Genomic DNA, 25,593 nt, shown 5'->3' on the forward strand with positions numbered 1-25,593 from the left:
CAGGAAACTAAACTTGTGTGTAAAATCGCCATTAACAACGATGTGACAGCCCCTTAAAACCCAACCCCGAAGGAGATTCTATGGTCATGAAAGGAAAGACCGGGAACATCCACGGAGTCGAAGTCAAGGCCCGGGCAGGCGTACAGCTCCCGACAACAAAGGTCAATGCAAGCTCCGCGGATGGTCGTAAGCAGATCCTCAATGCAGCCAAACGCGTGTACGAACAGCATCATGCTGTCATTCAAGCGCTGGCAAAGAGATGATTCTTGATGCGGGTATGGTCGTGATCGTGCACGACTTTATTCTCTCCCGCGAACCGGGACTCGTTGGCACGACGAACAGGGGCACCTTGGAGGGTGCCCTTGGTCGTATTGAGAACCGCATTCACTATGGCGGACTGGAGGATGTCTTTGAGATCGCCGGGCTTTACGCAGAAGCGATCGCGCGCGGACACGCTTTTTCGGATGCCAACAAGAGGACGGCGCTGGTTTCGGCGTTAACCTATTTGCTTATTGAAGGGTACGCAGTCCGTCGTACTCAGGCGCTCGAAGAGATCATGGTTGACGTGGCTGAAGGCAGGCTTGACTACCAGGATCTCGCAAACATATTTTCTTCTCTTGCCACGCCGATCGAACTGCCAGAAAGCCTTAGGCATAGGCCTGAATGAGCCCCGCCCCGAGCGGGGCTTTTCATATGTTCCCCGGTAAGTCTCTTTGTCGAGCCGAGCCCTGGAAAAACCCGACCTGTGTTGTTCGTAGACGACGCATCGAAATGGCCGCCGGCGGGTGGGAAATTGCACCGCGGGCACGCGTGTGGGTAGCGGTGTTGGTAGAAAAGAAAAACGGGCCGAAAGGCCCGTATTCATTGATGTCCTGGCGGAGAGACGGGGATTCGAACCCCGGATAGGCTATTAACCTATACACGCTTTCCAGGCGTGCGACTTAAACCGCTCATCCATCTCTCCGGCGGGGAGCCGAATTATAGCAAACTTCGCGCCCTGCGCCACACCCTGGCCAAAACCCGCGCAAACCGCCTACGGATGCCGGATATAGTCGACCAGCGCGATCGTATAAGCGTCCGCCTTTCGATCGATCAAACTCACCCCGATCGCCACGAGAAAACCCGCCGGCACGCCGAACACGCCCGAACTGATCGGCTCGATGCCAAACCAGCGCGCACCTGTGAATCCCGTCATCTGCGTGAAGAACGGATACGTCGACACGATGTAGTAGATGCACACGACGAGCCCCGCGACCATCCCCCCCACCGCGCCGAGCCGCGTCGTGCGTTTCCAGAACACGCCGAGCACGAGCGCCGGAAACAGACTCGACGCCGCCAGAGAAAACGCCGCCCCGACCAGAAACAGAATATTCCCCGTATTCAGCGACGCCACGTACGACGCGAACAATGCGACACCCAGCAGCAGAATCTTCGAGATCGTCACGCGCCGCTGGCTCGACGCGTTCGGATCGATCATGTGGTAGTACACGTCGTGCGATAGCGCGTTCGCGATCGTCAGCAGCAGACCATCCGCGGTCGATAGCGCCGCCGCGAGCGCCCCCGCCGCGATCAAGCCCGACATCACATACGGCAGCCCCGCGATCTCGGGCGCCGCGAGCACGACCATATCGGGCTGCATCTGGATTTCGCTCCAGCGCACGATACCGTCGCCGTTCGTATCGGCGAGGCTGATCAGGCTCGGTTCGACCTTGCGCCATTGCATCAGCCACTGCGGCAGATCGGCGAAATGATGGCCGACCAGATTCGACAGGATCTCGTACTTGATCAGCACCCCCAGCACCGGCACGGTCAGATAGAACAACGCGACGAAAAAGAGCGTCCAGCCGACCGAGCGGCGCGCCGACGCCACCGAAGTCGTCGTGTTATAGCGCGTCAGGATATGCGGCAAGCTCGCCGTGCCAAGCGACAGACACAGCAGCAGCGATAGAAAGTTACGCGCGTGCGTGCTCCGGTCTTCATCACCGACAGCAGGAAACGGTTCCTGCATCGGCACCGGCGCGCTCGCCCGCATCAGCATGTCGTCGCGCTTCTGACTCCAGACGATCTGCGCGGCGGCGGCATCGCGCGGAAACTGTTCGAGCGCGCGCTCGCGCTCCTTGATCTCGCGCAACGGACCGTTATGGCGGCGCAGATCGCCGACCTCCTGCGTGAGCCGCCGCTTTTCGTCGATGAACGATTGCGGCAGCGTATCGAGCCGCAGTTGCATCAACGCGGCGCGGCGTCGATAGTCGTCGCGCACGCGCTCTTCGAGCGGCGCGTCGCGCACCTGTTTCTCGAGCCCTTCCATGCGCTCCATCAGGCGCCCATAGCTGAATTGCGGCACCCAGCCGAGGCCGTCCTTGTGCGCGATCATCGATACCGGTATCAGCATCGCGAGGATCAGGATGATGTACTGCGCGACCTGGGTCCACGTAACGGCACGCATGCCGCCCAGAAACGAGCACACCAGAATGCCCGCGAGCCCGCAGAAAATGCCGACCGCGAAATCGACGCCGATAAAGCGCGTCGCGATCAGCCCGACGCCCTGGATCTGCGCGACCAGATAAACGAACGAGCACAGGATCGCGGCGAGCGCCGCGAGGCCGCGCACCGCGTTGCTCGAATAGCGCGTGCCGAGAAAATCGGGAATCGTGTAGCGCGCGAGCTTGCGCACATACGGCGCGAGCAGGAACGCGACGAGGCAATAGCCGCCGGTCCAGCCCATCAGGTACGCGAGGCCGTCGTAGCCGGTCGCGTAGATCGAGCCGGCCAGACCGATGAACGACGCGGCCGACAACCAGTCGGCCGCGGTCGCCATGCCGTTGAACGCCGACGGCACGCGCCGCCCCGCCACGTAGTATTCGACCAGGTCGGACGTGCGCGACAGCACCCCGATCACCGCATACACCGCGATCGGCACGAACAGGAACACATAGCCGAGCCACACCCCGGGACCGGTGCTGCGCTCGATGCGCCACATCACGTAGACGAACAGCAGAAAGCCGAGCGTATAGAGCGCGTACGAGCGGATCAGCCGATGCGTGAGCTTCATCGGCTCAGCGCCCGCGCGCGGCCGGCGCGTCTGTGTCGATCTTGACATCATCGTTCGCGCCGCTGGTGGAATCCGCGGCGGGACCACTTGCCGCATCGCGCTGCGAATCCGCTTCGAACGCGTGCTGCAACTGACGATCGGCGCGCTGCATCAGCACGATATAGACGACGATCAACGCGAGGTAGATCAGGATCGCGCCTTGTGCGCCAAAGTAGAACGGCAGCCTGAAGCCGCCGACGTGCACCTGCGCGAGCGCGGGCGCCAGCAATGGCACGACGAAGGAGACGAAGAAGCCAAGCGTCATCAGCACCGCGATCAGCGCGAGGTTGAAACGCCAGTACTTGCGATGCGCGAGCGCCATCGCCGCCGAGACCGGTGGCGGTTCGGGCGGGGGGGTCAACGTGGCGTGGGAGGATAGGTGCGGCGCGGTCATGCGCCTATGTATCAAAAAGGCGTCGGCGAGGCAATTGGGATTGTCCGCGCAACGCCGCGATGCAAGCCGTCCGCTCGAATAACGGGTTTGCGCGGCGTGCCCGCAAGCATGTCGATCGACACCACCGCCGCCGTCCGCGCAGACCCGCTTACAACGCTTTAAATCGACTCGCCGAGCTGATCGAGAATCGCCGGGTTTTCCAGCGTCGACACGTCCTGGGTGATTTCCTCGCCCTTCGCGAGCGAACGCAACAGACGACGCATGATCTTGCCCGAACGCGTCTTCGGCAGGTTCTCGCCGAAGCGGATGTCCTTCGGCTTCGCGATCGGGCCGATCTCCTTGCCGACCCAGTTGCGCAGGTCGTTCGCGAGCTTCACGGCCTCTTCGCCTTGCGGACGCGCACGCTTGAGCACCACGAACGCGCACACCGCCTCGCCGGTCGTCGCATCGGGGCGGCCCACCACGGCGGCTTCCGCGACGAGCGGATTGGCCACCAGTGCCGACTCGATCTCCATGGTGCCGAGACGATGGCCCGACACGTTCAGCACGTCGTCGATGCGGCCCATGATCGTGAAGTAGCCGGTCTCCTTGTCGCGCACCGCGCCGTCGCCGGCGAGGTAGAGCTTGCCGCCGAGCTCGTCGGGGAAGTAGCTCTTCTTGTAGCGGCCCGGATCGCCCCACACGTTGCGCAGCATCGCCGGCCACGGGCGCTTGATCACCAGAATGCCGCCCTGCCCGTTCGGCACGTCCTGCCCGGTTTCGTCGACGACCGCGGCCATGATGCCCGGCAGCGGCAGCGTGCACGAACCCGGCACGAGCGGCGTCGCGCCCGGCATCGGCGCGATCATGTGGCCTCCGGTCTCGGTCTGCCACCACGTATCGACGATCGGACAGCGGCCGCCGCCGACGTTCTCGTAGTACCACACCCACGCTTCCGGATTGATCGGTTCGCCGACCGTGCCGATGATGCGCAACGTCGACAGGTCGTAGCTCTTCGGATGCACTTTAGCGTCGGCCTCGGAGGCCTTGATCAGCGAGCGGATCGCAGTAGGAGCCGTATAGAACAGCGTGACCCTGTGCTTCGCGATCATCTGCCAGAAGCGCCCGGCGTCCGGATAGGTCGGCACGCCCTCGAACACGACCTGGGTGCCGCCAAGCGTGAGCGGCCCGTACGTAATGTAGCTATGGCCGGTGATCCAGCCGATGTCGGCGGTACACCAGAACACGTCGGAGGGGCGCCAGTCGAAGGTCCACTTCAGCGTTTGCGCGGCCCACAGCAGATAGCCGCCGGTGCTGTGCTGCACGCCCTTCGGCTTGCCGGTCGAGCCCGACGTATAGAGAATGAAGAGCGGATGCTCGGCGTCGACCCATTCGGGCGCGCACTGGTCCGACTCGCCCTGCGTGAGTTCGTGCATCCACAGGTCGCGCCCTGCGTCCCACGCGACCTTGCCGCCGGTGCGCTGGTACACGATCACGCTCCTGACCTTCTCGCAGCCGCCGAGCGCGAGCGCTTCGTCGGCGATGTTCTTCAGCGGCAAGGCCTTGCCGCCGCGCATCTGTTCGTCGGACGTGATCAGCGCGACCGCGCCGACGTCGACGAGCCGCTCGTTGAGCGACTTCGACGAGAAGCCGCCGAACACGACCGAGTGAGTCGCGCCGATCCGCGCGCACGCCTGCATCGCGACGATGCCCTCGATCGACATCGGCATATAGATGACGACCGGGTCGCCTTTCTTCACGCCGCGTTTTTTCAGCGCATTCGCGAAGCGCGATACGCGTTGCAGCAGATCCTGATAGGTGACGTTGGTGACGGTACCGTCGTCGGCTTCGAACACGATCGCGACGCGCTCGCCGTTGCCGGCCTCCACGTGACGGTCGATGCTGTTATACGACGCGTTCAGCTGGCCGTCTTCGAACCACGTGTAGAACGGCGCCTTCGATTCGTCGAGCACCTTCGTAAACGGCTTGTGCCAATTCAGCGTCTCCTTCGCGAGACGCCCCCAGAAGCCTTCGTAGTCGCGCTCCGCTTCGGCGGCGAGCGCCCGGTACGCGTCCATGCCGCAGATCGTGGCACCTTTCGCAGTGTCAGCGGAGGGCGGAAAAACGCGGCGTTCCTGAAGAACCGATTCAATCGCAGACATCGACAACCCCTTGGTGAAGATGAAACGTAAAACCTGTACCGGCGCGCGTCGGGCGCGGGCATTATCCTGTTCGAGCCGCCACGAGCGGCGCTGTCTCCCACCGCGATGCCGTCCGACGCGTGTGCGTGCGGCACCGCAACATCCCTGCAGGCGGGCGCTCTGCTCAATCGTATCCCGCGTTAAGGCTTAACCATAAGCGCTGCAACTTACCGACCACTTACGCGCATCATGTTGATCTGCAAGCGAAAACCCTTAGATCGCGCCAGCCAATCGACGCAGTTACGCGTTGATCAGACGAGAGGCGCCCGCCTTTACGCTCTCTTGCACGGCCTCTTACAATGCTAACTGAACTAGTCGTCCGGATTCCAGCTTGAATCGCTACGCCCTGCTTCTCATTACCTCGATGCTGCTGGTCGGCAGCAATGTCGGAATCGGTAAATCGATCGTCGCCTTCGTCCCCGTCCCGCTGTTCGCGCTGCTGCGTTTCGTGATCGCGATGGCCGTGCTCTGGCCACTACTTCGTGTGACCAAACTGCGGCGCGTCAAACGCGACGAATGGATCAACCTGTTTTTGCAGGCGCTATTCGGCACCTTCGGCTTCACCCTGCTGATGCTCAACGGCGTCGCGCGCACGAGCGCGGTCGCGGCGGGCGTGATCACGAGCACGATTCCGGCGGTCGTCGCGCTGCTGTCGTGGCTGATCCTGAAGGAGCGGCCGGATGGCCGCGCGCTTGCGTCGATCGTGCTGGCGATCGTCGGCGTCGTCGTCATCAATGTCGCGCACGTCGAAATGGGCGCGAATGCGACGGCCGGCGCCGGCTCGCTCGCGGGCAACTTCATGGTGCTTGGCGCCGTGTGCTGCGAATCGCTGTACATCATCCTGTCGCGTCGTCTCACGCAAACGCTCGCGCCGATCGACATCTGCGCGTACACGCATCTGTTCGGCCTGCTGCTGATGCTGCCGCTCGGCGCCGGCGCGCTCGCGCATTTCGACTATCGCGCGGTGCCGTCGAGCGTCTGGATGCTGGTGCTGTGGTATGGGCTGTCGGCCAGCATCTTCTCATTCTGGCTGTGGATGAAAGGCATCCGTCACGTGCCAGGCAGTCTTGCCGGCGTGTTCAGCGCGGTGCTGCCGGTCGCCGCGGCACTCTACGGCATCGTGTTCCTCGGAGAGCGGCCCACGCTTGCGCACGGCATCGCGCTTGCCTGCGTGGTCGCCGGTATCGGCCTCGCGAGCCTGAAGGCGCGCAGCGTGCCGCCGATCGCATCGTAATTCTGGTGTGGCGGGCGCGCTGCCCGCCGCAAAGCAGCAGATTCGACCGACGCTGTACAATGGCGCGCCTGACGCGAGTCTCGCGCCCCTTCGGTGGCCGCGCCCCGCACCGCCGTCGGCGCCTGGCCCCCGTGTTCCGTCACCCGCCCTTCATCTGATCGTTGCCTATGTCCGCTTCGCGACCCGCCTCCGCCCGTCCGCGCCGCCCCATGCGCGCGCTGCCCCACCTCGTTTTCATGAGCCGCTGGCTGCAGGTGCCGCTGTACCTCGGGCTGATCGTCGCGCAGGCGGTCTACGTCGTGTTATTCCTGAAGGAAGTGTGGCATCTGGTCACCGACTCGATGAAGCTCGACGAAACCAGCATCATGCTCGTCGTGCTGGGCCTGATCGACGTGGTGATGATCTCGAACCTGCTGATCATGGTGATCATCGGCGGGTATGAAACGTTTGTATCGCGACTCGGCCTCGACGGTCATCCGGACGAACCGGAATGGCTCGATCACGTGAACGCCGGCGTGCTGAAAGTGAAGCTGTCGATGGCGCTGATCAGCATCTCGTCGATCCATCTGCTGAAGACCTTCATCAGCCCCGAACAGAACACCACGCACACGATCATGTGGCAGGTGATCATCCATGTCGCTTTCCTCGTCTCCGCGCTCGTGATGGCGTTCGTCGACCGCCTCACCACGCACACGCACCCCAAGCATCTCGACGAGCCCGCGGCCTTGCACGCCGTGGGTGGCACCAGAATTTCCACTCCCATGAGGGCGCAAGACTGACCGCACCGCGCTGCGATCCGACAACAAGCGTCAATCCCCACTGAGCTAGCCATGACCGTCATCAAACAGGAAGACCTGATTCAGAGCATCGCTGATTCGCTGCAGTACATCAGCTACTACCATCCGCTCGACTACATCGAAGCGCTCGGCCGCGCGTACGAGCTCGAACAGAGCCCCGCAGCGAAGGACGCGATCGCGCAGATCCTGACCAACAGCCGCATGTGCGCCGAAGGCAAGCGCCCGATCTGCCAGGACACTGGCATCGTCACAGTGTTCGTGAAGGTCGGTATGGACGTGCGTTGGGACGGCGCCACGATGAGCGTCACCGACATGATCAACGAAGGCGTGCGCCGCGGCTATCTGAATCCGGACAACGTGCTGCGCGCATCGATCGTGAGCCCGCCCGAAGGCGCGCGCAAGAACACCAAGGACAACACGCCGGCCGTGATCCACTACGAGATCGTGCCGGGTAACACCGTCGACGTGCAGGTCGCGGCCAAGGGCGGCGGCTCGGAGAACAAGTCGAAGTTCGCGATGCTGAACCCGTCGGACTCGATCGTCGACTGGATCCTGAAGACCGTGCCGACGATGGGCGCGGGCTGGTGCCCGCCGGGCATGCTCGGCATTGGCATCGGCGGCACCGCAGAGAAAGCGATGGTGATGGCGAAGGAATCGCTGATGGACCCGATCGACATTCAGGACGTGATCGCGCGCGGCCCGAAGGACTGGATCGAAGAACTGCGCGTCGAGCTGCACGAGAAGGTCAACGCACTCGGTATCGGCGCGCAGGGCCTCGGCGGTCTGTCCACTGTTCTCGACGTGAAGATCATGGCCGCGCCGACGCACGCCGCATCCAAGCCGATCGCGATCATCCCGAACTGCGCGGCGACGCGCCACGCGCACTTCACGCTCGACGGTTCGGGCGTCGCCAAGCTCGAAGCTCCGTCACTCGACGCATGGCCGAAGGTGCACTGGGAACCGAACACGGAAACCAGCAAGCGCGTCGACCTCAACACGCTGACGCCGGAAGAAGTGGCGGGCTGGAAGCCGGGCCAGACGCTGCTGCTGTCGGGCAAGATGTTGACGGGCCGCGACGCCGCGCACAAGCGCATCGCCGACATGCTCGCGAAGGGCGAGAAGCTGCCGGTCGATTTCACGAACCGCGTGATCTACTACGTCGGCCCGGTCGACCCGGTGCGCGACGAAGCGGTCGGCCCGGCGGGCCCGACCACTGCGACGCGGATGGACAAGTTCACCGAGACGATGCTCGCGCAAACGGGCCTCATTTCGATGATCGGCAAGGGCGAGCGCGGCCCGGTCGCGATCGAGGCGATCAAGAAGCACAAGGCCGCGTATCTGATGGCCGTCGGCGGTGCGGCGTACCTCGTGTCGAAGGCGATCCGCAGCGCGAAGGTGCTCGCGTTCGAAGACCTCGGCATGGAAGCGATCTACGAGTTCGACGTACAGGATATGCCGGTCACGGTCGCCGTCGATTCGAACGGCACCTCCGTGCACCAGACCGGCCCGAAGGAATGGCAAGCCAGGATCGGCAAGATTCCGGTCGCCACGGCTTGATGAGTCGCGATTAACGCTACTCAGGTCAGTCGAAAAGCCGGGGCCGCGATCCCGGCTTTTTCTTTCCGTGCGTCATGCACGCGCAAGGCGCCGTACGCACGAGGCCGCCAACGCCGCCAAAAGTTGTATCGGATTTCTTGGCTTTTTTGGACATGACGTTTATTGTTGTTGGAAATTCAAGGTCCCCGAAAAAGGAAATAACATGCAAGGCGACAAGAAGGTCATCGAGTATCTGAACGCGCAGTTGAAGAACGAACTGACCGCGATCAATCAATACTTCCTGCATGCCCGAATGTACGGCCACTGGGGCCTCGACAAGCTCGGCAAGCACGAGTACGACGAGTCGATCGGCGAAATGAAGCATGCCGACATGCTGATCGAACGGATCTTCATGCTCGACGGTCTGCCGAATCTGCAGGACCTGCACAAGCTGCTTATCGGTGAGGAAACCAAAGAGATCCTCGAATGCGATCTGAAGCTCGAACAGATTTCGCAAGGCACCTGCAAGGAGGCGATTGCCTACTGCGAATCGGTGCGCGATTTCATCTCGCGCGAAATCTTCACAAAGATTCTCGACGACACCGAAGAGCACATCGACTGGCTCGAAACCCAGCTCGATCTGATCGACAAGGTCGGTATCCAGAACTACCAGCAAAGCGCGATGGGCTCGGTCGAGTCCTGATCGAAGCACGCCGAAGCATCCCGCGCGGTAGCGGCACGACGCCTGCCCGGCAGGCATTCGCGCCGGACCGTACCGCACGGGCGATATACTTGCGCGCTTGTTCGCGCCTCACCGTGGTTTCATCCTTTTCGCCGACCGCCACTTCACGCTCGTTTTCTTCGCCTATGCCCGCCTCTTCGCCGCCCTCGACTGTCCGCAGTGTTGCCGTTGGCGCCGCGTCGCAGGCGCCGATCGGCATTTTCGATTCGGGGCTCGGCGGCCTGTCCGTGCTGCGCGCGGTGCGCGCGCAACTGCCTGACGAGGCGTTGCTGTATGTCGCCGATTCGCTGTACGCGCCCTACGGCGAGCGCGACGACGACTTCATCACCGACCGCACGCTGGCCATCGGCGAATGGCTCGCCGCACAAGGCGCGAAGGCGCTGGTGGTCGCGTGCAATACGGCAACCGCGCAGTCGATCGCGCTGGTGCGCGAAAAGCTGCCGATTCCGCTCGTCGGCGTCGAGCCGGGTGTCAAGCCCGCCGCGCTGCAATCGAAAAGCCGCGTCGCCGGCGTGTTGGCGACCCAGGCGACACTGCGCAGCGCCCGCTTCCAGGGGCTGCTCGAACGCTACGCCGTCGATTGCCGCTTTCTGTGCCAGCCCGGCCACGGGCTCGTGCAGGCGGTCGAGCGCTGCGACGTCGGCTCGGCCGAGCTGCAGGCACTGCTGCGCAGCTACCTGGAACCGATGCTCGACGCGGGCGCCGACACGCTGGTGCTCGGCTGCACCCATTACCCCTTTCTCGACGCGGCGATCCGCGACATCGTCGGCGAGCGGCTCGCGCTGATCGACACGAGCGTGGCGATCGCGCGTCAGCTCGAACGCGTGCTCGAGCAGCACGGCCTGCGCGCCGCCGCGTCGGCCGAGGTCACGCCGCTGCCGCGCTTCTACTCCACCGACGACGGCATCCATCAGCAGCAACTCGCCGCCACGCTGCTGCGGATCGAGGCCGCGGTCGAGCAGGTATCGATACCGTCGCGCCGCACGGCCGCATCGGATTCTCGCGCCGCCTAGAGCCGGCAACCGGCGCGCTTCCCGCCCTTCCTTCCAACGAAATCCATTCCAAGAGACTGGTTTTGTTACAAAAAATCGCACAGGACGCTTGCCAAACGAACCAAACAAAATGATAATAATTCGCATTAACGTTAGCTATGACGCCTGCCATGATCGTCTGTGTCTGCAAATCCGTATCCGACCGCACAATCCGCTCCTCGATTGCGGACGGCATCGACTCGTTCGACGAGTTGCAGTTTGAACTCGGCGTCGCCTCGTGCTGCGGCAAATGCGAGGAATCCGTGCGTGACGTGATGCTGCAAAGTGGCGTGTGCGCGAGCCGTTGCAGCGTGGTCGAGCATCGGCAGGTTCAGAGCGTCGCCGAGGTCGTGCAAGTCGCATTCTACGAGCGCAAGGCCGCCTGAGCTCAGCTAGCAGGGCCGGTGCAAGCCGTGTCGGTGCGTCTAAAAGCCCTCTGCTCCACGCACGTTTAATGTAACGCTCGATGCGACGTTGAATGTGCCGGGTGTTTGCAACACAACCGCAGCACTGTCCGCCGTACTGCGTTATCCCACTGCCGTCAGCAAGCCAGTACTCGTACCAGCCAGCTACCCCGCTCCCCTTCGAAAGGAGTTCGAGATGGAATTACTGATTGGTTTCGTGATTACTTTGTTCATTTCGCTGCTGATTTTCCGAACATGACGATGTCCTGTCTGACGCGCCGCCCGCACGGTGCGCTGCCCCACTGACCATGCAGGCTCCGCATCCCGTTTCCGCCGGCGCCCCGCTGGCGTCGTCCACCCGACCGAATTCCCGCGCGCTGACGGCCACTTCCGTAGTCGCCGCGGTTCACGTCGCTCTGCTCGCCGTGATCATGACGCTGCGTCACGAGCCTGTGCCGGTCGCGCTCGAATCGCACGTGATGACCGCCGAACTGCTGCCGCCCGCGCCGCTCGCCGCGCCGGTCGCGCTGCAATCGATCGCTCCGCCGCCGCCCCGGCCAACACCGCCCGTCCATCCGAGGCCGAAAGCCCAGCCGAAGCCGACTCCCACGCCCAAGCCGACGCCAACTCCATTGCCACAGGCCGCTGCGCCATCGCCGACGCCGGTCGCGGCGCCCGATCCGACGCCGCCCGCGCCCGCCGCGCCGGCGACACCGCCCGCCGCGGCAGCGCCCGCGATCGGCAAAACGACAATGGAAATCAGCGCGCCGAAAAACGTGTCGCACCTCGATTGCAATATCAGCCAGCCCGAATACCCGGCTCTATCGCGGCGCCGCGGCGAATCCGGCACCGCGTACGTGCACTTCGTCGTCGGTCTGAGCGGCAAGCTCGAGAACATCGAGTTGAAGAAAAGCAGCGGCTTTAGCCGTCTCGACGACGCGGCCGTCGCCGCCGTACGCGCGAGCGCCTGCAAACCGTATCTCGAGAACGGCGAGCCCGTCAGGGCCGCGTACACCCAGCCTTTCAACTTCAATCTGACCGACTGAAGCAAGATTTCAAAAACAGGGAATTGCAATGCAAAACTACGGATTGGCACACGTGTGGGCGCAAGGGGATTTCGTGACGCGCGGTATCGCGCTCGCGCTATTGATCATGTCGGTGATGTCGTGGAGCGTGATCGTCGTCAAAGGCTGGAACGTGATGCGCCTGAAGCGCCTGACGAAGAACGCCGAGCAGGCGTTCTGGCATTCGGACGATCTCGCCGACGGCGTGAAGAAGCTCGGCGGCGGCGCCTCGACGCCGCATGACAACCCGTTCCTCGCGCTCGCGCTGTCGGGCCAGGAAGCGGCCGACCATCATCACCAGACGCAGCCGCATCTGCACGACCGCATGGACGTGTCGGACTGGATCACGCGCTGCCTGAAGGACACGATGGACGAAAGCGTCGCGCGCATGCAGAGCGGTCTCGCGATTCTCGCGTCGATCGGCAGCACCGCGCCGTTCGTCGGCCTGTTCGGCACCGTGTGGGGCATCTATCACGCGCTGCTCGCGATCGGCGCGAGCGGCCAGTCGTCGATCGACCAGGTCGCCGGCCCGGTCGGCGAGGCGCTGATCATGACCGCGTTCGGTCTGTTCGTCGCGATTCCGGCCGTGCTCGGCTACAACGCGCTGACGCGCGCCAACAAGGCGATCGTCGCGAAGCTGAGCCGCTTCGCGCACGGGCTGCATGCATTCTTCGTAACGGGTGCCCGTCTGTCGTCGACCAGGCGCGGCGACGGCCTGCGTCTCGCAACCCGCGCCAACTGATCGACGAGGCATTCCAATGGCAATGAGCCCTTTCGCCGGAGACGATGACGACGGCCTGATGAACGAGATCAACATGACGCCGCTCGTCGACGTGATGCTGGTTCTGCTGATCGTCTTCATGGTGACGATTCCGGTGATCCGTCACGCGGTCAAGATCGATCTGCCGCACGCGAGCAGTCAGAAGGAAGACACGAAGCCCGCGCAGGTGACGGTATCGATCGACGCGGACGGCAACGTGCTGTGGGACAGCATCAAGGTCGACGATGCGGCGCTCGCCGCGAAGATCGCCGCGGCCGCTCAGGCGAGCCCGCAACCGGAGTTGCATCTCGATGCGGACCGCAAGGTGCCGTACGAGAAGGTCGCGCAGGTGATGTCGGCCGCGCAGGCCGGCGGACTGACGAAGATTGGTTTCGTCACACAGCCCAAAGCGAAGTGAACGGTGACGAGGCACGCGGAGCAGCGCGCTCGTCAACGGGAAAACCCCTTTAAACAGGGCCAAAAAGTAAAAGGCCTTCATCGTCGGATGAAGGCCTTTTTTTGTGCGCACTCGGCGCCTTCGGGCGGCGGGATCATTTGCCATCGGCCGAAGACTGATAGCTTTTATCACCGCATGCGAGGGCCGTGGTCGACACGGACAACGCGGTCAGCCCTATCAGGCCCGCTATGATAGCGGCCATGAGTTTTCGCATAGGACACTCCTTAGCGAAAGGGATTTTACTATATGCCTGTGTGTGCGCGCATTCAAGCACGCGGCCATTGAAAGTAATCATGACAGGCCGCGCTTAAATGCTAAAAACGATTTGCGAAGCGCGCTAGCGGCCCGCGGCGCACCGTGCCCCTTTAAGTTGCCACAGAGCCTTATGAAACCGCCGCCGACACAGCGGAGGAAGCCCTCGCCACCGATCCCTGCGCCGCCGCTTTTTCGGCGCGCTCAGGACACTCGCCGATGATGTGCTTGCCCTCATCCGGATCGAGCATCTCGACAAGATAATCGACGAACGCGCGCACGGCCGGCACCATCCCCTGACGCGACACGAACACCGCGTACAACTGCGGCGTCGGAAAACTCCAGCCCGGCATCACGGGCGACAACTGCCCCGCTCTCAACGCGGCTCCATACATCATCTCCGGCAATGCGGCGATACCAACGCCGGCGAGCACCGCCTCGCGAATCGTCATCAGATCGGCGGTCACGAGGCGCGGTTCGTGTTCGTGAGCATGGCGCGTGCCGTCGGGCGAGATCAGGTTGTACACGTGGCGGCCGTCGCTCGTCGGCACGTCGAGTGTTTCGAAGCGGTTCAGGTCGGCCGGCGTCAGCGGCGGCGCATTCTGCTGCAGCAGGCTCGGCGCGCCGACCAGCATCTGCTCGGTGCGCCACAGCGGCCGCACGACGATGTTAGCGTTTTCCGGCGGATCCGAACGCACGCGCAGTGCGACGTCGATCGAATCCTCGAACAGATCGACCACGCGATTCGTCACGCGCATCACGACGCGCACCTCCGGAAAGCGGTGCATGAATTCCGGCAGGATCGTCGACATAATCGTCTGCGAGATCGTGACCGGCACGCTGACGCGCACCGTGCCGCGCGGCGACGAGCGCAGCTGCTGCACGACATTGACCGCCGCCTGCGCTTCGCTGAGCATCGCCTGACAGTGCTGGTAGAACAGCTGCCCCGCTTCGGTCAGCGCGAGCTTGCGAGTGGAACGCTGCAACAGGCGCACGCCGAGCGAGGCCTCCAGCTCCGTGAGCCGGCGCGACAGGCGCGACTTCGAGATGCCCAGCACCCGCTCGGCGGCCGAAAATCCGCCATGTTCGACGACCTGCGAAAAGTACATGAGGTCGTTCAGATTGTGTGAATCGATCTTCATCTCATCGTTCCATGAACAGAACAATCCATTGCTGGGGGACGGCTGGCACCGCCAAAAACGGTCCCTATAATAGCCCCATGTTTCAGAAATGACGCTATTCCCCATTTTTCGAGGTGATATTGATGACTACGTCACGCACGATCGAACGCACGTTCCCGTCGGTTCGCACGGTGGAGGGCGGCGGATTTATCGTTTATCGACCGTTTCCGACGCGTCTGCTGATGGACTTCGATCCGTTCCTGCTGCTCGACGAAATGGGGCCGGTCGACTATGCGCCAGGCGAGGCCATCGGCGCGCCCGATCATCCGCATCGCGGCTTCGAGACGGTCACCTATGTGCTCGAGGGTCAGTTCGGCCACAAGGATTCGGCGGGCCATTCCGGCACGCTGCACGCGGGTGACGTGCAATGGATGACGGCGGGCGCGGGCGTCGTGCATAGCGAAATGCCGGACCCGGAATTCACGCGCACCGGCGGTCGCGTGCACGGCCTGCAGCTATGGGTGAACCTGCCACGTCGCGACAAGATGATTGCGCCGCGCTATCAGGAAATCCCGTCGGCACGCATTCCGGTCGCGACGTCCGAAGACGGTCAGGTGCGCGTGAAGGTCATCGCGGGCGAAGCGCTCGGCGTCAAGGCCGCGATCGAAACGCGTACGCCGATCCTGTATCAGCATTTCTCGTTGCAGCCGGGCGCGACGATCCGCCAGCCGGTACCGGCCGACTATCGCGTGTTCGCGTATGGGCTGTCCGGCAAGGGCGTGTATGGCGAAGGCGACACGCGCGCGGACATCGATGCGCGCACGATGGTGGTGTTCGCCGACGACGGCGACGCGGTGACCATCACGGCCGGCGACGAACCACTCGAAGTGCTGCTGCTCGGCGGCGTGCCGCTGAAGGAACCGGTGGTGCGCTATGGCCCGTTCGTGATGAATACCGAAGACGAAATCCGTCAGGCGGTGATCGACTATCAGGCCGGGCGGATGGGCGCGATCACGCACTGACAGGCGAGCGTGTACCGCGCGTTTGTCTCGGCCTGTCGGCGCGAGGCGAAGCTTGCCACCAGCCACGCGCGCGCCGCCAAATCACCCGCCGCGGGGCGCGAACGCCGGTAAATTCGTTCACAATATCGGCTCATGTCGCGCGGCCCGCGTTGATTTCAACAGTCCGCGGCGCGCGACGTTGTTTGATCCCTATCAGAGGAGCGCGCATGGCAGAGTCCACCGTCACCGCCCACATCGGCTCGACGAATTTCCAGGTCGTGTTCGATGACGGCAAGCACACCTGGCTTGCCGACGAACCCGAATCGCTAGGCGGCGGCGACCGCGGCCCGACGCCGGTCTCGCTGCTGCTGTCGAGCCTCGGCGCCTGTACGTCGATCACGCTAAAGATGTACGCGCAGCGCAAAGGCTGGCCGCTCGCGGGCGTACGGGTCAAACTGTCGATGGAAACCGGCGACGCAGGCTCGACGATCGACCGTCAGATCATGCTCGATGGCGAACTCTCCGGCGAGCAGCGGGAACGGCTTTTGCAAATTGCCAATGCGTGCCCGGTGCACAAGATCCTCACGCACACGATCTCGATCCGCTCCGCGCTCGCGGTCGCTTAACAGCCGCAGCAAACGAGCATAGGACGGTCGGACGCCGTCCATTCGGGTCACGAGAATTGCAATATTTTCATAGGACGCAATCGTCTTGAATTTCGAACACCTTATTCAGATCAACGATCCGTTGAATCCCTTCGTCGAATCGATGACCCGCGAGCAGCTGTGGCAAGGGCTCGTGCTGCGCGCCGAGCAGCCGCAACTGTTCGTGATCGGTCTCGACAGTTGCACGATCCTGTCGCGCGACGGCAATGTGCTCGAGCGTGAGTTGCACTACGGCCACGCCACTGTGCGCGATCGCGTCACACTGCAGGAAACCGAAAGCGTGCGCTACGACATCCTGCCGACCGCCGAGCACGTCGGCGGCTCCCTGACGATGACGATCGAGCAGCCCGATGAGTTGCAGCTGTTCCTGCGCTTCGAGTACGCGACCACGCTGCCCGTCTCGACCGACCAGGACGCCGTGCAGACGCAGGAGATCGTCAAGTCCGCATATCGAGAGAACGATATCGATACGGTGCGGCTGATCCGCCAGTACGTCGGGGCCAGGCAGGAACCGGGACCGTTACACTGAGATACCGCGCGGGCGCCCTGCCCATGCTGTCGCGGGACCATGGCCAGGATGGCTTCCAGAGTCGCCGTCCAGACGAACTTTCATTCAGCTATCAGAAGTCGGATTCGATCAATTTCTCAATCTTGTAAATAGGAATAGTTATCATTTAGAATGATCACATCGAATCGACGAACAAGCTAAAACGAATGACTGATATGACTCGCTCCTCCACGCTCAGCCTGCGCCGCTCGTCCGCCGCGCTAACCAGCCGCCCGAAATCGTCGACGACGGCCGCGCCCGCAGCGAAACCCGGCGCGGAACGCACCGCCGGCCAAGGCGAGACGTCGGAACGGGTCGTGCGCAGCGACGCGCTGCTGCAAGGCCATAGTCACATCAGCATCGTGCACAACGGCGACACGTATCAACTGCGTGCGACGCGCCTCGGCAAGCTGATCCTGACGAAGTAGCAAGACACGAGGTAAGTACCGGGTATTGTGGGGACCACCTCCCAGAGAGGTGTTAGGCATTAGCCAGCCATGACGGCTTGCACGCGAGAACTAGACCCCTTCGTGCAGACACAAGCCAGCCGTCGCAGCAAGCCAGGCCGCTTTTTTGGTTCTCGCTCGAAAGCCGATGCGCGCAACGGCGTACATCGCTGAAAATGAAAATGAAAAAGCCGTGGGATGTCACCATCCCACGGCTCTTTTGTTTGCGCTTGCGCCTGCGTTCGCACCGGACACAGGCTAAAGACTTACTTCGAGGCCCAGCCCCAGAACATCAGCCACCACGCGCTATTGACGATCGCCAGCGCCGCGACGAACCACAGCATCGCCAGCGCGCGTTGCACGAAGCGCTCGCTGTAGCGGCGCGTGACGAGCCACGCGAGCCATGCGCTCCACGAGCTCGCAATCACGAGAATTGCGATGCGCAGATCCGACGCCCACCACAGCGACACGTGCTCGGCGCGCAGCAGCGACAGCGTCGTCGCCGACAAACCAAGGAATACGCCCGCGCCCGCGATCGGAATCAGCCCCTGCGTCAAGTGATGCAGCCGCGTTGCGTCGAAGCGCCCGAGCATGCGCGTCGCGCCCGTCAGCAACAGCAGCAGCGCGGTGCCGTAGACAAGCGCCGTCGACAGGATGTAGCCGATCAGCAGCGAGCCGTCGAGCCACGAGAACACGTCGTTCTGGTCGGGGTAATGCGTGAACAGGAACCACGGCGCGTTGGTGTCGAGCGGCCACGTGATGTCGCGATCGACGAGCCACGTCGCGGCGAACATCTTCAGGTCGATGAACCAGCGCGACGCGGTCCAGTGGAACGCGCCGATCGCGATGCCGAGCAGGCCATACAGGATCAGCGCGGTGTCCCACGGGTTCGCGTTCTTGTCGCCCAACTGCACGACTTCGGTCGACGGCTTGCGCCATGTCAGCGCGATCGCATCGCGGTGTCCGCTGCAGCGGCCGCACATATGGCAGTCCGCCGCGCCCTTCATGTTGCGCAACGGCACGAGCGGCGCGCAGTTGATCGGAATCACGCGATGCCCATGCTCGCCGTTCGTGTACGAGCGGCGCCACGCGTCTTCGTCGACCTTGTAGTGAAACGGCGCGAGCCGTGACAGAAGCGAAAAAACCCCGTTGACCGGGCACAGGTATTTGCACCAGACGCGCTTCTCGCGTCCGTATAGCAGACCGATCACGATTGCCGCGAAGGTCGAGCCGCCGAGTACCAGCAACACCGCTTTCGGATACTGGTAGACGCTCACCATCTGCCCGTAGATCGTCGTGATGCCGAACGCGACGAACGGCCAGCCGCCCCAGCGCATCCAATGCGGAATCGCGCGGCCGCGGCCGAATTTGCTCGCGAATTCGGCGAGCGCGCCCTCCGGACACAGCACGCCGCACCAGACGCGGCCGAGCATCACCATCGACAGCAACACGAACGGCCACCAGATGCCCCAGAACACGAACTGCGCGGCGAGCGTCAGGTTGTTCCACAGATGCGCGGTGTCGTCAGGCAGCGGCATCAGCGCGGGCACGACGATCAGGAACGCATACACCGCGACCACGACCCACTGGATGCCGCGAATCACCACGCCGTGGCGCTGCATCCACTGGCCGGCCGCCGCGAGGCGGCCCGGCCGGGAAGCCATCACGGCGCTCATGCCGCGCGCCCTGCCGTCTGCTGCGCGGGCTTGCGACTGGCGCGGCGCACGAGCAGATAAACGACCGCCCAATACACGGCATAGGCGAGCAGATTCATCAGCGCCGGATGCGCGCGGTAGCCGGTCAGTGTCGCGACGAGCGAACCGAAGGTGCTCGAGTCATCGAGAATCGCCGACGAATTCCACAGCTGGCCGACGAACGTCGGCAGGATTTCCTTGTCGATCAGCTTGTCGACGCCGGTCTGGAACAGCCCCGCGCCGAGGAACAGCAGCATGATTTCGGTGACGCGAAAAAAGAGCCGCCACGAAATGATCTTGCCGCCGAGCTGCAACACGTAGAAGGTCAGGAACGCAAGCGCGAGACCGATCACGACAGCGAGCATCTGACTGCCGTCGACATGACCCGACTGGCCAAAGCCGAGACCGTACAGGAAGATCACGGTTTCGCTGCCTTCGCGCGCGATCGCCAGTGCGACCAGCAGCGCCACGCCCCACCAGTTCGCATCGCGCTGGCTCTTTTGCAGCGACTGTTCCATGTCGCGCTTCAGCGTGCGGCCGTGCTGCTTCATCCACAGCACCATCTGCACGATCAGCGCGCAGGCGATGAGCACCATCGCGGTCTGGAAGTAATCCTGCGCGTCACCGGAGAGCACCTCGGTGAAGCCCACCAGCGCCGCGCCGAGCGCCACCGCCGCGATTACGCCGGCCGCCACGCCGCCCCACAGGTACGGCAAGCCGCGGCGGGCGTCGTCGTCGCCGTTTTTCAACCACGCGTACAGGATGCCGACGACCAGCAGCGCCTCGACGCTTTCCCGCCACACGATGAACAGAATCTGACCCATTCAAGCTCTCCCTTCGATCCTTCTACTGCCCGCTTCCGTTGCCTCGCACGACCGACAGCGCCCGCTTGCCGTGGCGAGTTCGCGTTCGCATTCGATCGAGACCCCTGCTTACTTCGCGACGATCACGCCCTGCGCCTGCTGGTGAAAGTCGTCGAAGAACTTGTATTCGCCCGGCTCCAGCGGAGCGATCACGACGAACGAATCGGCGCCGGGCGCCAGAACCTTCTCTTTACGCAACTGCACGCTTTCGAATTCGGCCGCGCCCTTGCCGGTGTTGCGTACTTCGATCTTGATACGCTGGCCTGCCGGCACTTCGATGCGGGCCGGGTTCAGTTTGCCGTCGTTCATTTCGAGCTTGAAGGTCGGCAGGTCGGCTGCATGAGCCGTGGCCACCAGGCAAAACGTGGCGGCAAGCATCGCGATCTTTCGGTTGATTCTCATTGCCCTTTCCGGAAAACGCGACGCGCCAACGCCAGATATGACTCCGACTGTCCGCGCGCCGTCTGCTGCATTCATTGATACGTTGAGCGACCGCGTTGGCACCGCGCGCCGATCAGTAACCGCCCTTCTTGCCGATGCCAGCGAAGGTGAAGTCGTATTCGAGCGTGATTGGCTTGAACCACGGACCCACGCCGGTTTCCTTGTCGACGTGGCGGCCGAACGCCACGTGGCCCATCTGCATCGGCGGTTCGACGATCAGCTTCAGGTGATACTTGCCCGGGCCTTGCAGCTTGACGTTGTCGCCGTAGTGCGGACCATCGTTCGCGACCATCGGCATCAGGTCGCCCTTCAAAGGCTGGTTCGAGCCTGCCTTCGTCAGTTCGTAGTGCACCTGCAGATACGGCATCCAGTCGCCTTCGGCGAATCCAGTCGGATTGTTCTTAACCGCGTGGATGTCGGACTCGAGGTGGATGTCCGAATCCGACGCCTTGCGCATCATGCCTTCGGGTTCCATCGTGATCGGCTGCAGATAAACCGCGCCGATTTCCATGCCGCCCTGGATCTGCTGTTTGCCGATCGGATATTCGGCGGCCGAGGCCGACAGCGCCGCGACAGCAGCTACCGCTGCCGCGCCACCGCGCACAAAGGAAGAAATCCGCATTGAAGCTCCTTGTTTCTATCAGACTGGATCGATTTCATTGAAACACTGCGGTCGCAAGTCAGATGTAAATTTAAATGCGAACCATTCTCAATATTGGGCGAGTTTATCATCGATCGTTGACGAGAACAAACCTGTCAGCACGCTCTGCCTAATGACAGCAGGGTCTTAAGGTCCGCTTAAGAAAACCTTCGTGCGGGGGAGGAAACAGAACAGAATTAGTCACAGCCAAGACGTCCCGCGCGAACGGTTTCACCGGCAGCTTGAGCGCTGGCTGATGTGAACAGGCGCGGCGAATGGCCGCGCCCTTTCGTGGTGGACAAAAGCGATGGAGGGACGCTAGCTATTCGACGCCCGACACGTGGTCGCCGACGTTCGCGCCGAACACGCGCTGACGCAGCAGCGCTAGCTGGTCGCGGGTCTGCGCGGCCTTCTCGAATTCGAGATTCTTCGCGTGCTCCATCATCTGCTTTTCGAGACGCTTGATCTCCTTGGCGAGCTGCTTCTCGGACATGTCCTCGAACTTCGCGCGGGCTTGCTGTTCCTTCAACTCGGCGCGCGCTTCGTCGACGTTGTACACGCCATCGATGATGTCGCGAATCCGTTTCACGACGCCGCGCGGCGTAATGCCGTGCGCGGCGTTGAACGCGATCTGCTTCGTACGGCGCCGCTCGGTTTCGTCGATCGCGCGACGCATCGAGTCCGTGATGTTGTCCCCGTACAGAATCGCCTTGCCGTTCACGTTACGCGCCGCCCGGCCGATGGTCTGGATCAGCGAACGCTCGGCGCGCAGGAAGCCTTCCTTGTCCGCGTCGAGAATCGCGACGAGAGATACCTCGGGAATATCGAGTCCCTCGCGCAGCAGGTTGATGCCGACCAGCACGTCGAACGCGCCGAGACGCAGATCGCGGATGATTTCGACGCGCTCGACCGTGTCGATGTCGCTGTGCAGATAGCGCACCTTGATGCCGTGGTCGGCCAGGAACTCGGTGAGCTGCTCGGCCATCCGCTTGGTCAGCGTCGTGACCAGCACGCGGTCGCCGACCTTGATGCGCTCGTTGATCTCGCCAAGCACGTCGTCGACCTGGCTGCGCGCCGGCCGCACCTCGATTTCAGGGTCGACAAGACCGGTCGGACGGACAAGCTGTTCGGCGACCTGCCCCGCGGTCCTCTTCTCGTAATCAGCGGGCGTTGCCGACACGAACACGACCTGGCGCATCTTGCGCTCGAACTCGTTGAACTTGAGCGGCCGGTTGTCGAGCGCCGACGGCAGCCGGAAGCCGTAGTCGACGAGATTTTCCTTGCGCGCGCGGTCGCCGTTGTACATGCCGTTCAACTGGCCAATCAGCACGTGCGATTCGTCGAGCATCATGATCGCGTCGGGCGGCAGGTAATCGACGAGCGTCGGCGGCGGCTCGCCCGGCGCCGCGCCCGAGAAGTGCCGCGAATAGTTCTCGATTCCCTTGCAGAAACCGAGCTCCTGCAGCATTTCGAGGTCGAAGCGGGTGCGCTGCTCGAGGCGCTGCGCCTCGACGAGCTTGCCTTGGCTATAGAAGAACTCGAGCCGGTCGCGCAACTCGGCCTTGATCGTTTCGACCGCGCGCAGCACGGTGTCGCGCGGGGTCACGTAGTGCGACGACGGATACACGGTAAAGCGCGGAATTTTCTGTCGCACGCGGCCGGTGAGCGGATCGAATAGCTGTAGTGTTTCGATTTCGTCGTCGAACAACTCAACGCGCACCGCCATCTCAGCGTGCTCGGCCGGGAAGATATCGATGGTGTCGCCGCGCACCCGGAACGAGCCGCGCTGGAAGTCGGCTTCGTTGCGGCTGTACTGCATCGCGATCAGCCGCGCGATGACGTCGCGCTGGCCGAGCCGGTCGCCGGTGCGCAGCGTCAGGATCATCCGGTGGTATTCGGACGGATTGCCGATACCGTAAATCGCCGACACTGTCGCGACGATCACCACGTCGCGCCGCTCCATCAGGCTCTTGGTCGCCGATAGCCGCATCTGCTCGATATGCTCGTTGATCGACGAGTCTTTCTCGATGAACAGATCGCGCTGCGGCACATACGCTTCCGGCTGGTAGTAGTCGTAGTACGAGACGAAGTACTCGACCGCGTTGCGCGGAAAGAACTCGCGGAACTCCGAATACAGCTGCGCGGCGAGCGTCTTGTTCGGCGCGAACACGATCGCCGGGCGGCCGAGCCGCGCGATCGTGTTGGCCATCGTGAAAGTCTTGCCAGAGCCGGTCACGCCGAGCAGCGTCTGGAACGCGAGACCGTCGCCTACGCCTTCGACGAGCGTGTCGATGGCCGTGGGCTGGTCGCCGGCGGGCAGATACGGCTGGTAGAGCTTGAACGGTGAACCTTCGAACGTGATGAATTTTGATTCGTCGAGCGTATCGTCGGCTTCAGTCAGATGGTGTTCGGACATGAGGGGCGGCACCGGGCCTTGGGCAAAAGATCATTCTAACGGGTTGCGGAAAGCGAAGATCGAGCGGGCTTACGTAGGGCGGCCCTGGGCGCCGGTGTGATATGGCCCTTTGCGGACTTGGGCGCCCTGAAGGGTTAGCGCGAACTCGCATGCCGGCTGTGTCCTGCACGCCACGCGTCATCGTGGCGCAGTCAGCGCCAATGGACAGCGCACCTCGGCCGGTTCGCGCCGTCGACATCGCCACGCCCGCTCGAATTCCTTGCTGCCACATGGCTCCCCAGTGCCTGTTTTTCAAGCAAATAATTGCCTTTTGCCCGTCCGGTCGTCCGAAAAAAGCGGCCGGATTCGTTACAATGCGAAGTTGCGCTCGCTCGCCGCTGTCCATAGGCCGTCCCCGATTTTCGCGTTTCGTCGAACTCACGCCCACTCGCGAAACGCCGCCGACGCCCCAGATGAGGCCGCTCGCGCGCGAAGCCGCCCTCTTTTCACTACTGCTGCCCACCCATCATGTCTCTGTTCTCCGCCGTCGAACTTGCTCCCCGCGACCCGATTCTGGGCCTGAACGAAGCTTTCAACGCCGATACGCGCGCCACCAAGGTCAACCTCGGCGTTGGCGTGTACTTCAATGAAGAAGGCAAGATTCCGCTGCTGCGCGCCGTGCGCGAGGCGGAACAGGCTCGGGTCGAAGCCGCGCTGCCGCGTGGCTATCTGCCGATCGAAGGTATCGCCGCTTACGATGCCGCCGTGCAAAAGCTGCTGCTCGGCAACGACTCGCCGCTGATCGCGGCCGGCCGCGTCGTCACGGCGCAGGCGCTGGGCGGCACGGGCGCGCTGAAGATCGGCGCGGACTTCCTGAAGCGCGTGAATCCGAATAGCAAGGTCGCGATCAGCGATCCGAGCTGGGAAAATCACCGCGCGCTGTTCGAAGGCGCGGGCTTCGTCGTCGAATCGTATCCGTACTATGACGCGCAGACGCATGGCGTGAACTTCGACGGCATGTTGAGCGCGCTGATCAGCTATGAGGCAGGCACGATCGTCGTGCTGCACGCGTGCTGCCATAACCCGACCGGCGTCGACCTGAGCGTCGAGCAGTGGAAGCAGGTCGTCGAGGTCGTCAAGGCGCGCAACCTCGTGCCGTTCCTCGATATCGCCTATCAGGGCTTCGGCGACAACATCGAAGCGGACGCGGCAGCCGTGCGTCTGTTCGCGGCGCAGGAACTGAACGTGTTCGTGTCTTCGTCGTTCTCGAAGTCGTTCTCGCTGTACGGCGAGCGCGTCGGCGCACTGTCGATCATCACCGCGAGCAAGGAAGAAGCGGCGCGCGTGCTGTCGCAACTTAAACGCGTGATCCGCACCAACTACTCGAACCCGCCGACGCACGGCGGCTCGGTGGTCGCGGCCGTGCTCGCATCGCCGGAACTGCGCGCGACGTGGGAAAGCGAACTGGGCGAAATGCGCGAGCGCATCCGCGCGATGCGCAATGGTCTCGTCGAGCGTCTGAAGGCAAGCGGCGTTGATCGTGACTTCGGCTTCGTGAATGCACAGCGCGGCATGTTCTCGTACTCGGGTCTGACGGCACCGCAAGTGGACCGTCTGCGCGAAGAGTTCGGTATCTATGCAGTCAGCACGGGCCGCATCTGCGTGGCTGCGCTCAATACGCGCAACCTCGACGTCGTCGCCACCGCGATTGCTCACGTGCTGAAGTAAGGCGATTCACGGCGCGGAGGTCTGCCGTGCAAGTGCAGCAGGTTCGCCGCTGCCACCCCTATAAAAACGGCGCCCTTTTCTGAAAGGGCGCCGTTTTTTTATTTTCTGAC

25 protein-coding genes and 1 tRNA gene are annotated in these 25,593 nt (G+C 63.0%); 16 read left to right on the forward strand and 10 right to left on the reverse strand.

Going from position 1 to position 25,593, the window contains the following annotated elements:
* The first annotated feature begins 86 nt into the window (after positions 1–86).
* Together HDG39_RS24800 and HDG39_RS24805 are read left to right on the forward strand one after the other, a co-directional pair.
* Entirely contained in the window at positions 87–263 is a 177-nt protein-coding gene (locus tag HDG39_RS24800; RefSeq protein ID WP_167368631.1) for a hypothetical protein, read from the forward strand.
* Positions 260–667, forward strand: a complete 408-nt coding sequence (locus HDG39_RS24805; protein WP_221305852.1) for a type II toxin-antitoxin system death-on-curing family toxin — start codon at positions 260–262, stop codon at positions 665–667. Before HDG39_RS24800 ends, HDG39_RS24805 begins: the two co-directional genes overlap by 4 nt.
* A gap of 206 nt (positions 668–873) precedes the next feature.
* On the opposite strand, the gene HDG39_RS24810 is transcribed toward HDG39_RS24805, so the two are convergent.
* The 4 genes from HDG39_RS24810 to acs all read right to left on the reverse strand — a co-directional run bounded on the left by HDG39_RS24810 (position 874) and on the right by acs (position 5,626).
* Positions 874–964 (reverse strand) — tRNA-Ser (locus HDG39_RS24810).
* A 69-nt stretch (positions 965–1,033) separates the two neighbouring features.
* The gene (locus tag HDG39_RS24815; RefSeq protein ID WP_184009421.1) at positions 1,034–3,052 is read right to left on the reverse strand and encodes a sodium:solute symporter family protein; all 2,019 of its coding nucleotides are present in this window, start codon (positions 3,050–3,052) and stop codon (positions 1,034–1,036) included.
* Positions 3,053–3,056: 4 nt separating this feature from the next.
* Positions 3,057–3,485, reverse strand: a complete 429-nt coding sequence (locus tag HDG39_RS24820; protein ID WP_184009423.1) for a DUF4212 domain-containing protein — start codon at positions 3,483–3,485, stop codon at positions 3,057–3,059.
* Between the two features lie 158 nt (positions 3,486–3,643).
* Positions 3,644–5,626: an acetate--CoA ligase gene (gene acs / locus HDG39_RS24825; RefSeq protein ID WP_184009425.1), complete on the reverse strand. Its 1,983-nt coding sequence runs from the start codon at positions 5,624–5,626 to the stop codon at positions 3,644–3,646.
* 370 nt (positions 5,627–5,996) lie between these two features.
* Between acs and HDG39_RS24830 the strand changes: the two genes are divergently transcribed.
* From HDG39_RS24830 to HDG39_RS24870, 9 genes are all read left to right on the forward strand, one after another.
* Positions 5,997–6,899 (forward strand): DMT family transporter, encoded by a 903-nt coding sequence (locus tag HDG39_RS24830; RefSeq protein WP_184009426.1) that lies wholly within the window; start codon positions 5,997–5,999, stop codon positions 6,897–6,899.
* 209 nt (positions 6,900–7,108) lie between these two features.
* Complete coding sequence (locus tag HDG39_RS24835; RefSeq protein ID WP_221305853.1) at positions 7,109–7,678, forward strand: TIGR00645 family protein; 570 nt, start codon at positions 7,109–7,111, stop codon at positions 7,676–7,678.
* 51 nt (positions 7,679–7,729) lie between these two features.
* Positions 7,730–9,253, forward strand: coding sequence for a fumarate hydratase (locus HDG39_RS24840; protein WP_184009430.1), 1,524 nt, complete (start codon positions 7,730–7,732; stop codon positions 9,251–9,253).
* Positions 9,254–9,455: 202 nt separating this feature from the next.
* Complete coding sequence (bfr, locus tag HDG39_RS24845) at positions 9,456–9,935, forward strand: bacterioferritin (protein WP_018418627.1); 480 nt, start codon at positions 9,456–9,458, stop codon at positions 9,933–9,935.
* A 164-nt stretch (positions 9,936–10,099) separates the two neighbouring features.
* Complete coding sequence (gene murI, locus HDG39_RS24850; protein ID WP_184009432.1) at positions 10,100–10,987, forward strand: glutamate racemase; 888 nt, start codon at positions 10,100–10,102, stop codon at positions 10,985–10,987.
* A 149-nt stretch (positions 10,988–11,136) separates the two neighbouring features.
* Complete coding sequence (locus tag HDG39_RS24855; protein WP_184009434.1) at positions 11,137–11,391, forward strand: (2Fe-2S)-binding protein; 255 nt, start codon at positions 11,137–11,139, stop codon at positions 11,389–11,391.
* Positions 11,392–11,717: 326 nt separating this feature from the next.
* Positions 11,718–12,455, forward strand: coding sequence for an energy transducer TonB (locus HDG39_RS24860; protein WP_184009435.1), 738 nt, complete (start codon positions 11,718–11,720; stop codon positions 12,453–12,455).
* A gap of 28 nt (positions 12,456–12,483) precedes the next feature.
* The gene (locus tag HDG39_RS24865; protein ID WP_018418631.1) at positions 12,484–13,215 is read left to right on the forward strand and encodes a MotA/TolQ/ExbB proton channel family protein; all 732 of its coding nucleotides are present in this window, start codon (positions 12,484–12,486) and stop codon (positions 13,213–13,215) included.
* A gap of 16 nt (positions 13,216–13,231) precedes the next feature.
* Positions 13,232–13,651: an ExbD/TolR family protein gene (locus tag HDG39_RS24870; protein WP_184009437.1), complete on the forward strand. Its 420-nt coding sequence runs from the start codon at positions 13,232–13,234 to the stop codon at positions 13,649–13,651.
* 422 nt (positions 13,652–14,073) lie between these two features.
* On the opposite strand, the gene HDG39_RS24875 is transcribed toward HDG39_RS24870, so the two are convergent.
* The gene (locus HDG39_RS24875) at positions 14,074–15,084 is read right to left on the reverse strand and encodes a LysR family transcriptional regulator (protein WP_184009439.1); all 1,011 of its coding nucleotides are present in this window, start codon (positions 15,082–15,084) and stop codon (positions 14,074–14,076) included.
* Between the two features lie 122 nt (positions 15,085–15,206).
* Here HDG39_RS24875 and HDG39_RS24880 point away from each other — a divergent pair, with 122 nt between their 5' ends.
* From HDG39_RS24880 to hemP, 4 genes are all read left to right on the forward strand, one after another.
* Positions 15,207–16,085 (forward strand): pirin family protein, encoded by an 879-nt coding sequence (locus tag HDG39_RS24880; protein WP_184009441.1) that lies wholly within the window; start codon positions 15,207–15,209, stop codon positions 16,083–16,085.
* A 206-nt stretch (positions 16,086–16,291) separates the two neighbouring features.
* Positions 16,292–16,690, forward strand: a complete 399-nt coding sequence (locus tag HDG39_RS24885) for an OsmC family protein (protein ID WP_018418635.1) — start codon at positions 16,292–16,294, stop codon at positions 16,688–16,690.
* 85 nt (positions 16,691–16,775) lie between these two features.
* Positions 16,776–17,258 (forward strand): SRPBCC family protein, encoded by a 483-nt coding sequence (locus HDG39_RS24890; RefSeq protein ID WP_018418636.1) that lies wholly within the window; start codon positions 16,776–16,778, stop codon positions 17,256–17,258.
* Between the two features lie 185 nt (positions 17,259–17,443).
* Positions 17,444–17,704: a hemin uptake protein HemP gene (gene hemP, locus HDG39_RS24895; RefSeq protein WP_184009442.1), complete on the forward strand. Its 261-nt coding sequence runs from the start codon at positions 17,444–17,446 to the stop codon at positions 17,702–17,704.
* Positions 17,705–17,988: 284 nt separating this feature from the next.
* On the opposite strand, the gene HDG39_RS24900 is transcribed toward hemP, so the two are convergent.
* From HDG39_RS24900 to uvrB, 5 genes are all read right to left on the reverse strand, one after another.
* Complete coding sequence (locus HDG39_RS24900; RefSeq protein WP_184009444.1) at positions 17,989–19,398, reverse strand: 4Fe-4S binding protein; 1,410 nt, start codon at positions 19,396–19,398, stop codon at positions 17,989–17,991.
* A complete protein-coding gene (locus HDG39_RS24905) occupies positions 19,395–20,240 on the reverse strand; it encodes an FTR1 family iron permease (RefSeq protein ID WP_184009446.1) in 846 nt (281 codons plus the stop codon). Before HDG39_RS24905 ends, HDG39_RS24900 begins: the two co-directional genes overlap by 4 nt.
* A 108-nt stretch (positions 20,241–20,348) precedes the next feature.
* Positions 20,349–20,681, reverse strand: coding sequence for a cupredoxin domain-containing protein (locus tag HDG39_RS24910; RefSeq protein WP_184009448.1), 333 nt, complete (start codon positions 20,679–20,681; stop codon positions 20,349–20,351).
* 112 nt (positions 20,682–20,793) lie between these two features.
* The gene (locus tag HDG39_RS24915) at positions 20,794–21,342 is read right to left on the reverse strand and encodes an iron transporter (protein WP_184009450.1); all 549 of its coding nucleotides are present in this window, start codon (positions 21,340–21,342) and stop codon (positions 20,794–20,796) included.
* A 340-nt stretch (positions 21,343–21,682) separates the two neighbouring features.
* The gene (uvrB, locus tag HDG39_RS24920; protein ID WP_184009452.1) at positions 21,683–23,776 is read right to left on the reverse strand and encodes an excinuclease ABC subunit UvrB; all 2,094 of its coding nucleotides are present in this window, start codon (positions 23,774–23,776) and stop codon (positions 21,683–21,685) included.
* Between the two features lie 507 nt (positions 23,777–24,283).
* On the opposite strand from uvrB, the gene HDG39_RS24925 reads away from it, so the two are divergent.
* Positions 24,284–25,483 (forward strand): amino acid aminotransferase, encoded by a 1,200-nt coding sequence (locus HDG39_RS24925; protein WP_184009454.1) that lies wholly within the window; start codon positions 24,284–24,286, stop codon positions 25,481–25,483.
* Positions 25,484–25,593 lie beyond the last annotated feature (110 nt).

The organism is Paraburkholderia lebeckiae (assembly GCF_014201005.1).
GTDB lineage: Bacteria > Pseudomonadota > Gammaproteobacteria > Burkholderiales > Burkholderiaceae > Paraburkholderia > Paraburkholderia tuberum.

Bases quoted from the DNA above. Each gene is read 5' to 3' on its own strand.
- HDG39_RS24820 (WP_184009423.1), bottom strand. From the start codon at position 3,485: ATGACCGCGCCGCACCTATCCTCCCACGCCACGTTGACCCCCCCGCCC.
- HDG39_RS24900 (WP_184009444.1), bottom strand. From the start codon at position 19,398: ATGAGCGCCGTGATGGCTTCCCGGCCGGGCCGCCTCGCGGCGGCCGGC.
- HDG39_RS24815 (WP_184009421.1), bottom strand. From the start codon at position 3,052: ATGAAGCTCACGCATCGGCTGATCCGCTCGTACGCGCTCTATACGCTC.
- HDG39_RS24800 (WP_167368631.1), top strand. From the start codon at position 87: ATGAAAGGAAAGACCGGGAACATCCACGGAGTCGAAGTCAAGGCCCGG.
- HDG39_RS24840 (WP_184009430.1), top strand. From the start codon at position 7,730: ATGACCGTCATCAAACAGGAAGACCTGATTCAGAGCATCGCTGATTCG.
- HDG39_RS24865 (WP_018418631.1), top strand. From the start codon at position 12,484: ATGCAAAACTACGGATTGGCACACGTGTGGGCGCAAGGGGATTTCGTG.
- HDG39_RS24835 (WP_221305853.1), top strand. From the start codon at position 7,109: ATGCGCGCGCTGCCCCACCTCGTTTTCATGAGCCGCTGGCTGCAGGTG.
- HDG39_RS24860 (WP_184009435.1), top strand. From the start codon at position 11,718: ATGCAGGCTCCGCATCCCGTTTCCGCCGGCGCCCCGCTGGCGTCGTCC.
- HDG39_RS24910 (WP_184009448.1), bottom strand. From the start codon at position 20,681: ATGAGAATCAACCGAAAGATCGCGATGCTTGCCGCCACGTTTTGCCTG.
- murI (WP_184009432.1), top strand. From the start codon at position 10,100: ATGCCCGCCTCTTCGCCGCCCTCGACTGTCCGCAGTGTTGCCGTTGGC.
- HDG39_RS24880 (WP_184009441.1), top strand. From the start codon at position 15,207: ATGACTACGTCACGCACGATCGAACGCACGTTCCCGTCGGTTCGCACG.
- HDG39_RS24855 (WP_184009434.1), top strand. From the start codon at position 11,137: ATGATCGTCTGTGTCTGCAAATCCGTATCCGACCGCACAATCCGCTCC.
- HDG39_RS24925 (WP_184009454.1), top strand. From the start codon at position 24,284: ATGTCTCTGTTCTCCGCCGTCGAACTTGCTCCCCGCGACCCGATTCTG.
- acs (WP_184009425.1), bottom strand. From the start codon at position 5,626: ATGTCTGCGATTGAATCGGTTCTTCAGGAACGCCGCGTTTTTCCGCCC.
- HDG39_RS24870 (WP_184009437.1), top strand. From the start codon at position 13,232: ATGGCAATGAGCCCTTTCGCCGGAGACGATGACGACGGCCTGATGAAC.
- uvrB (WP_184009452.1), bottom strand. From the start codon at position 23,776: ATGTCCGAACACCATCTGACTGAAGCCGACGATACGCTCGACGAATCA.
- bfr (WP_018418627.1), top strand. From the start codon at position 9,456: ATGCAAGGCGACAAGAAGGTCATCGAGTATCTGAACGCGCAGTTGAAG.
- hemP (WP_184009442.1), top strand. From the start codon at position 17,444: ATGACTGATATGACTCGCTCCTCCACGCTCAGCCTGCGCCGCTCGTCC.
- HDG39_RS24885 (WP_018418635.1), top strand. From the start codon at position 16,292: ATGGCAGAGTCCACCGTCACCGCCCACATCGGCTCGACGAATTTCCAG.
- HDG39_RS24805 (WP_221305852.1), top strand. From the start codon at position 260: ATGATTCTTGATGCGGGTATGGTCGTGATCGTGCACGACTTTATTCTC.
- HDG39_RS24905 (WP_184009446.1), bottom strand. From the start codon at position 20,240: ATGGGTCAGATTCTGTTCATCGTGTGGCGGGAAAGCGTCGAGGCGCTG.
- HDG39_RS24915 (WP_184009450.1), bottom strand. From the start codon at position 21,342: ATGCGGATTTCTTCCTTTGTGCGCGGTGGCGCGGCAGCGGTAGCTGCT.
- HDG39_RS24875 (WP_184009439.1), bottom strand. From the start codon at position 15,084: ATGAAGATCGATTCACACAATCTGAACGACCTCATGTACTTTTCGCAG.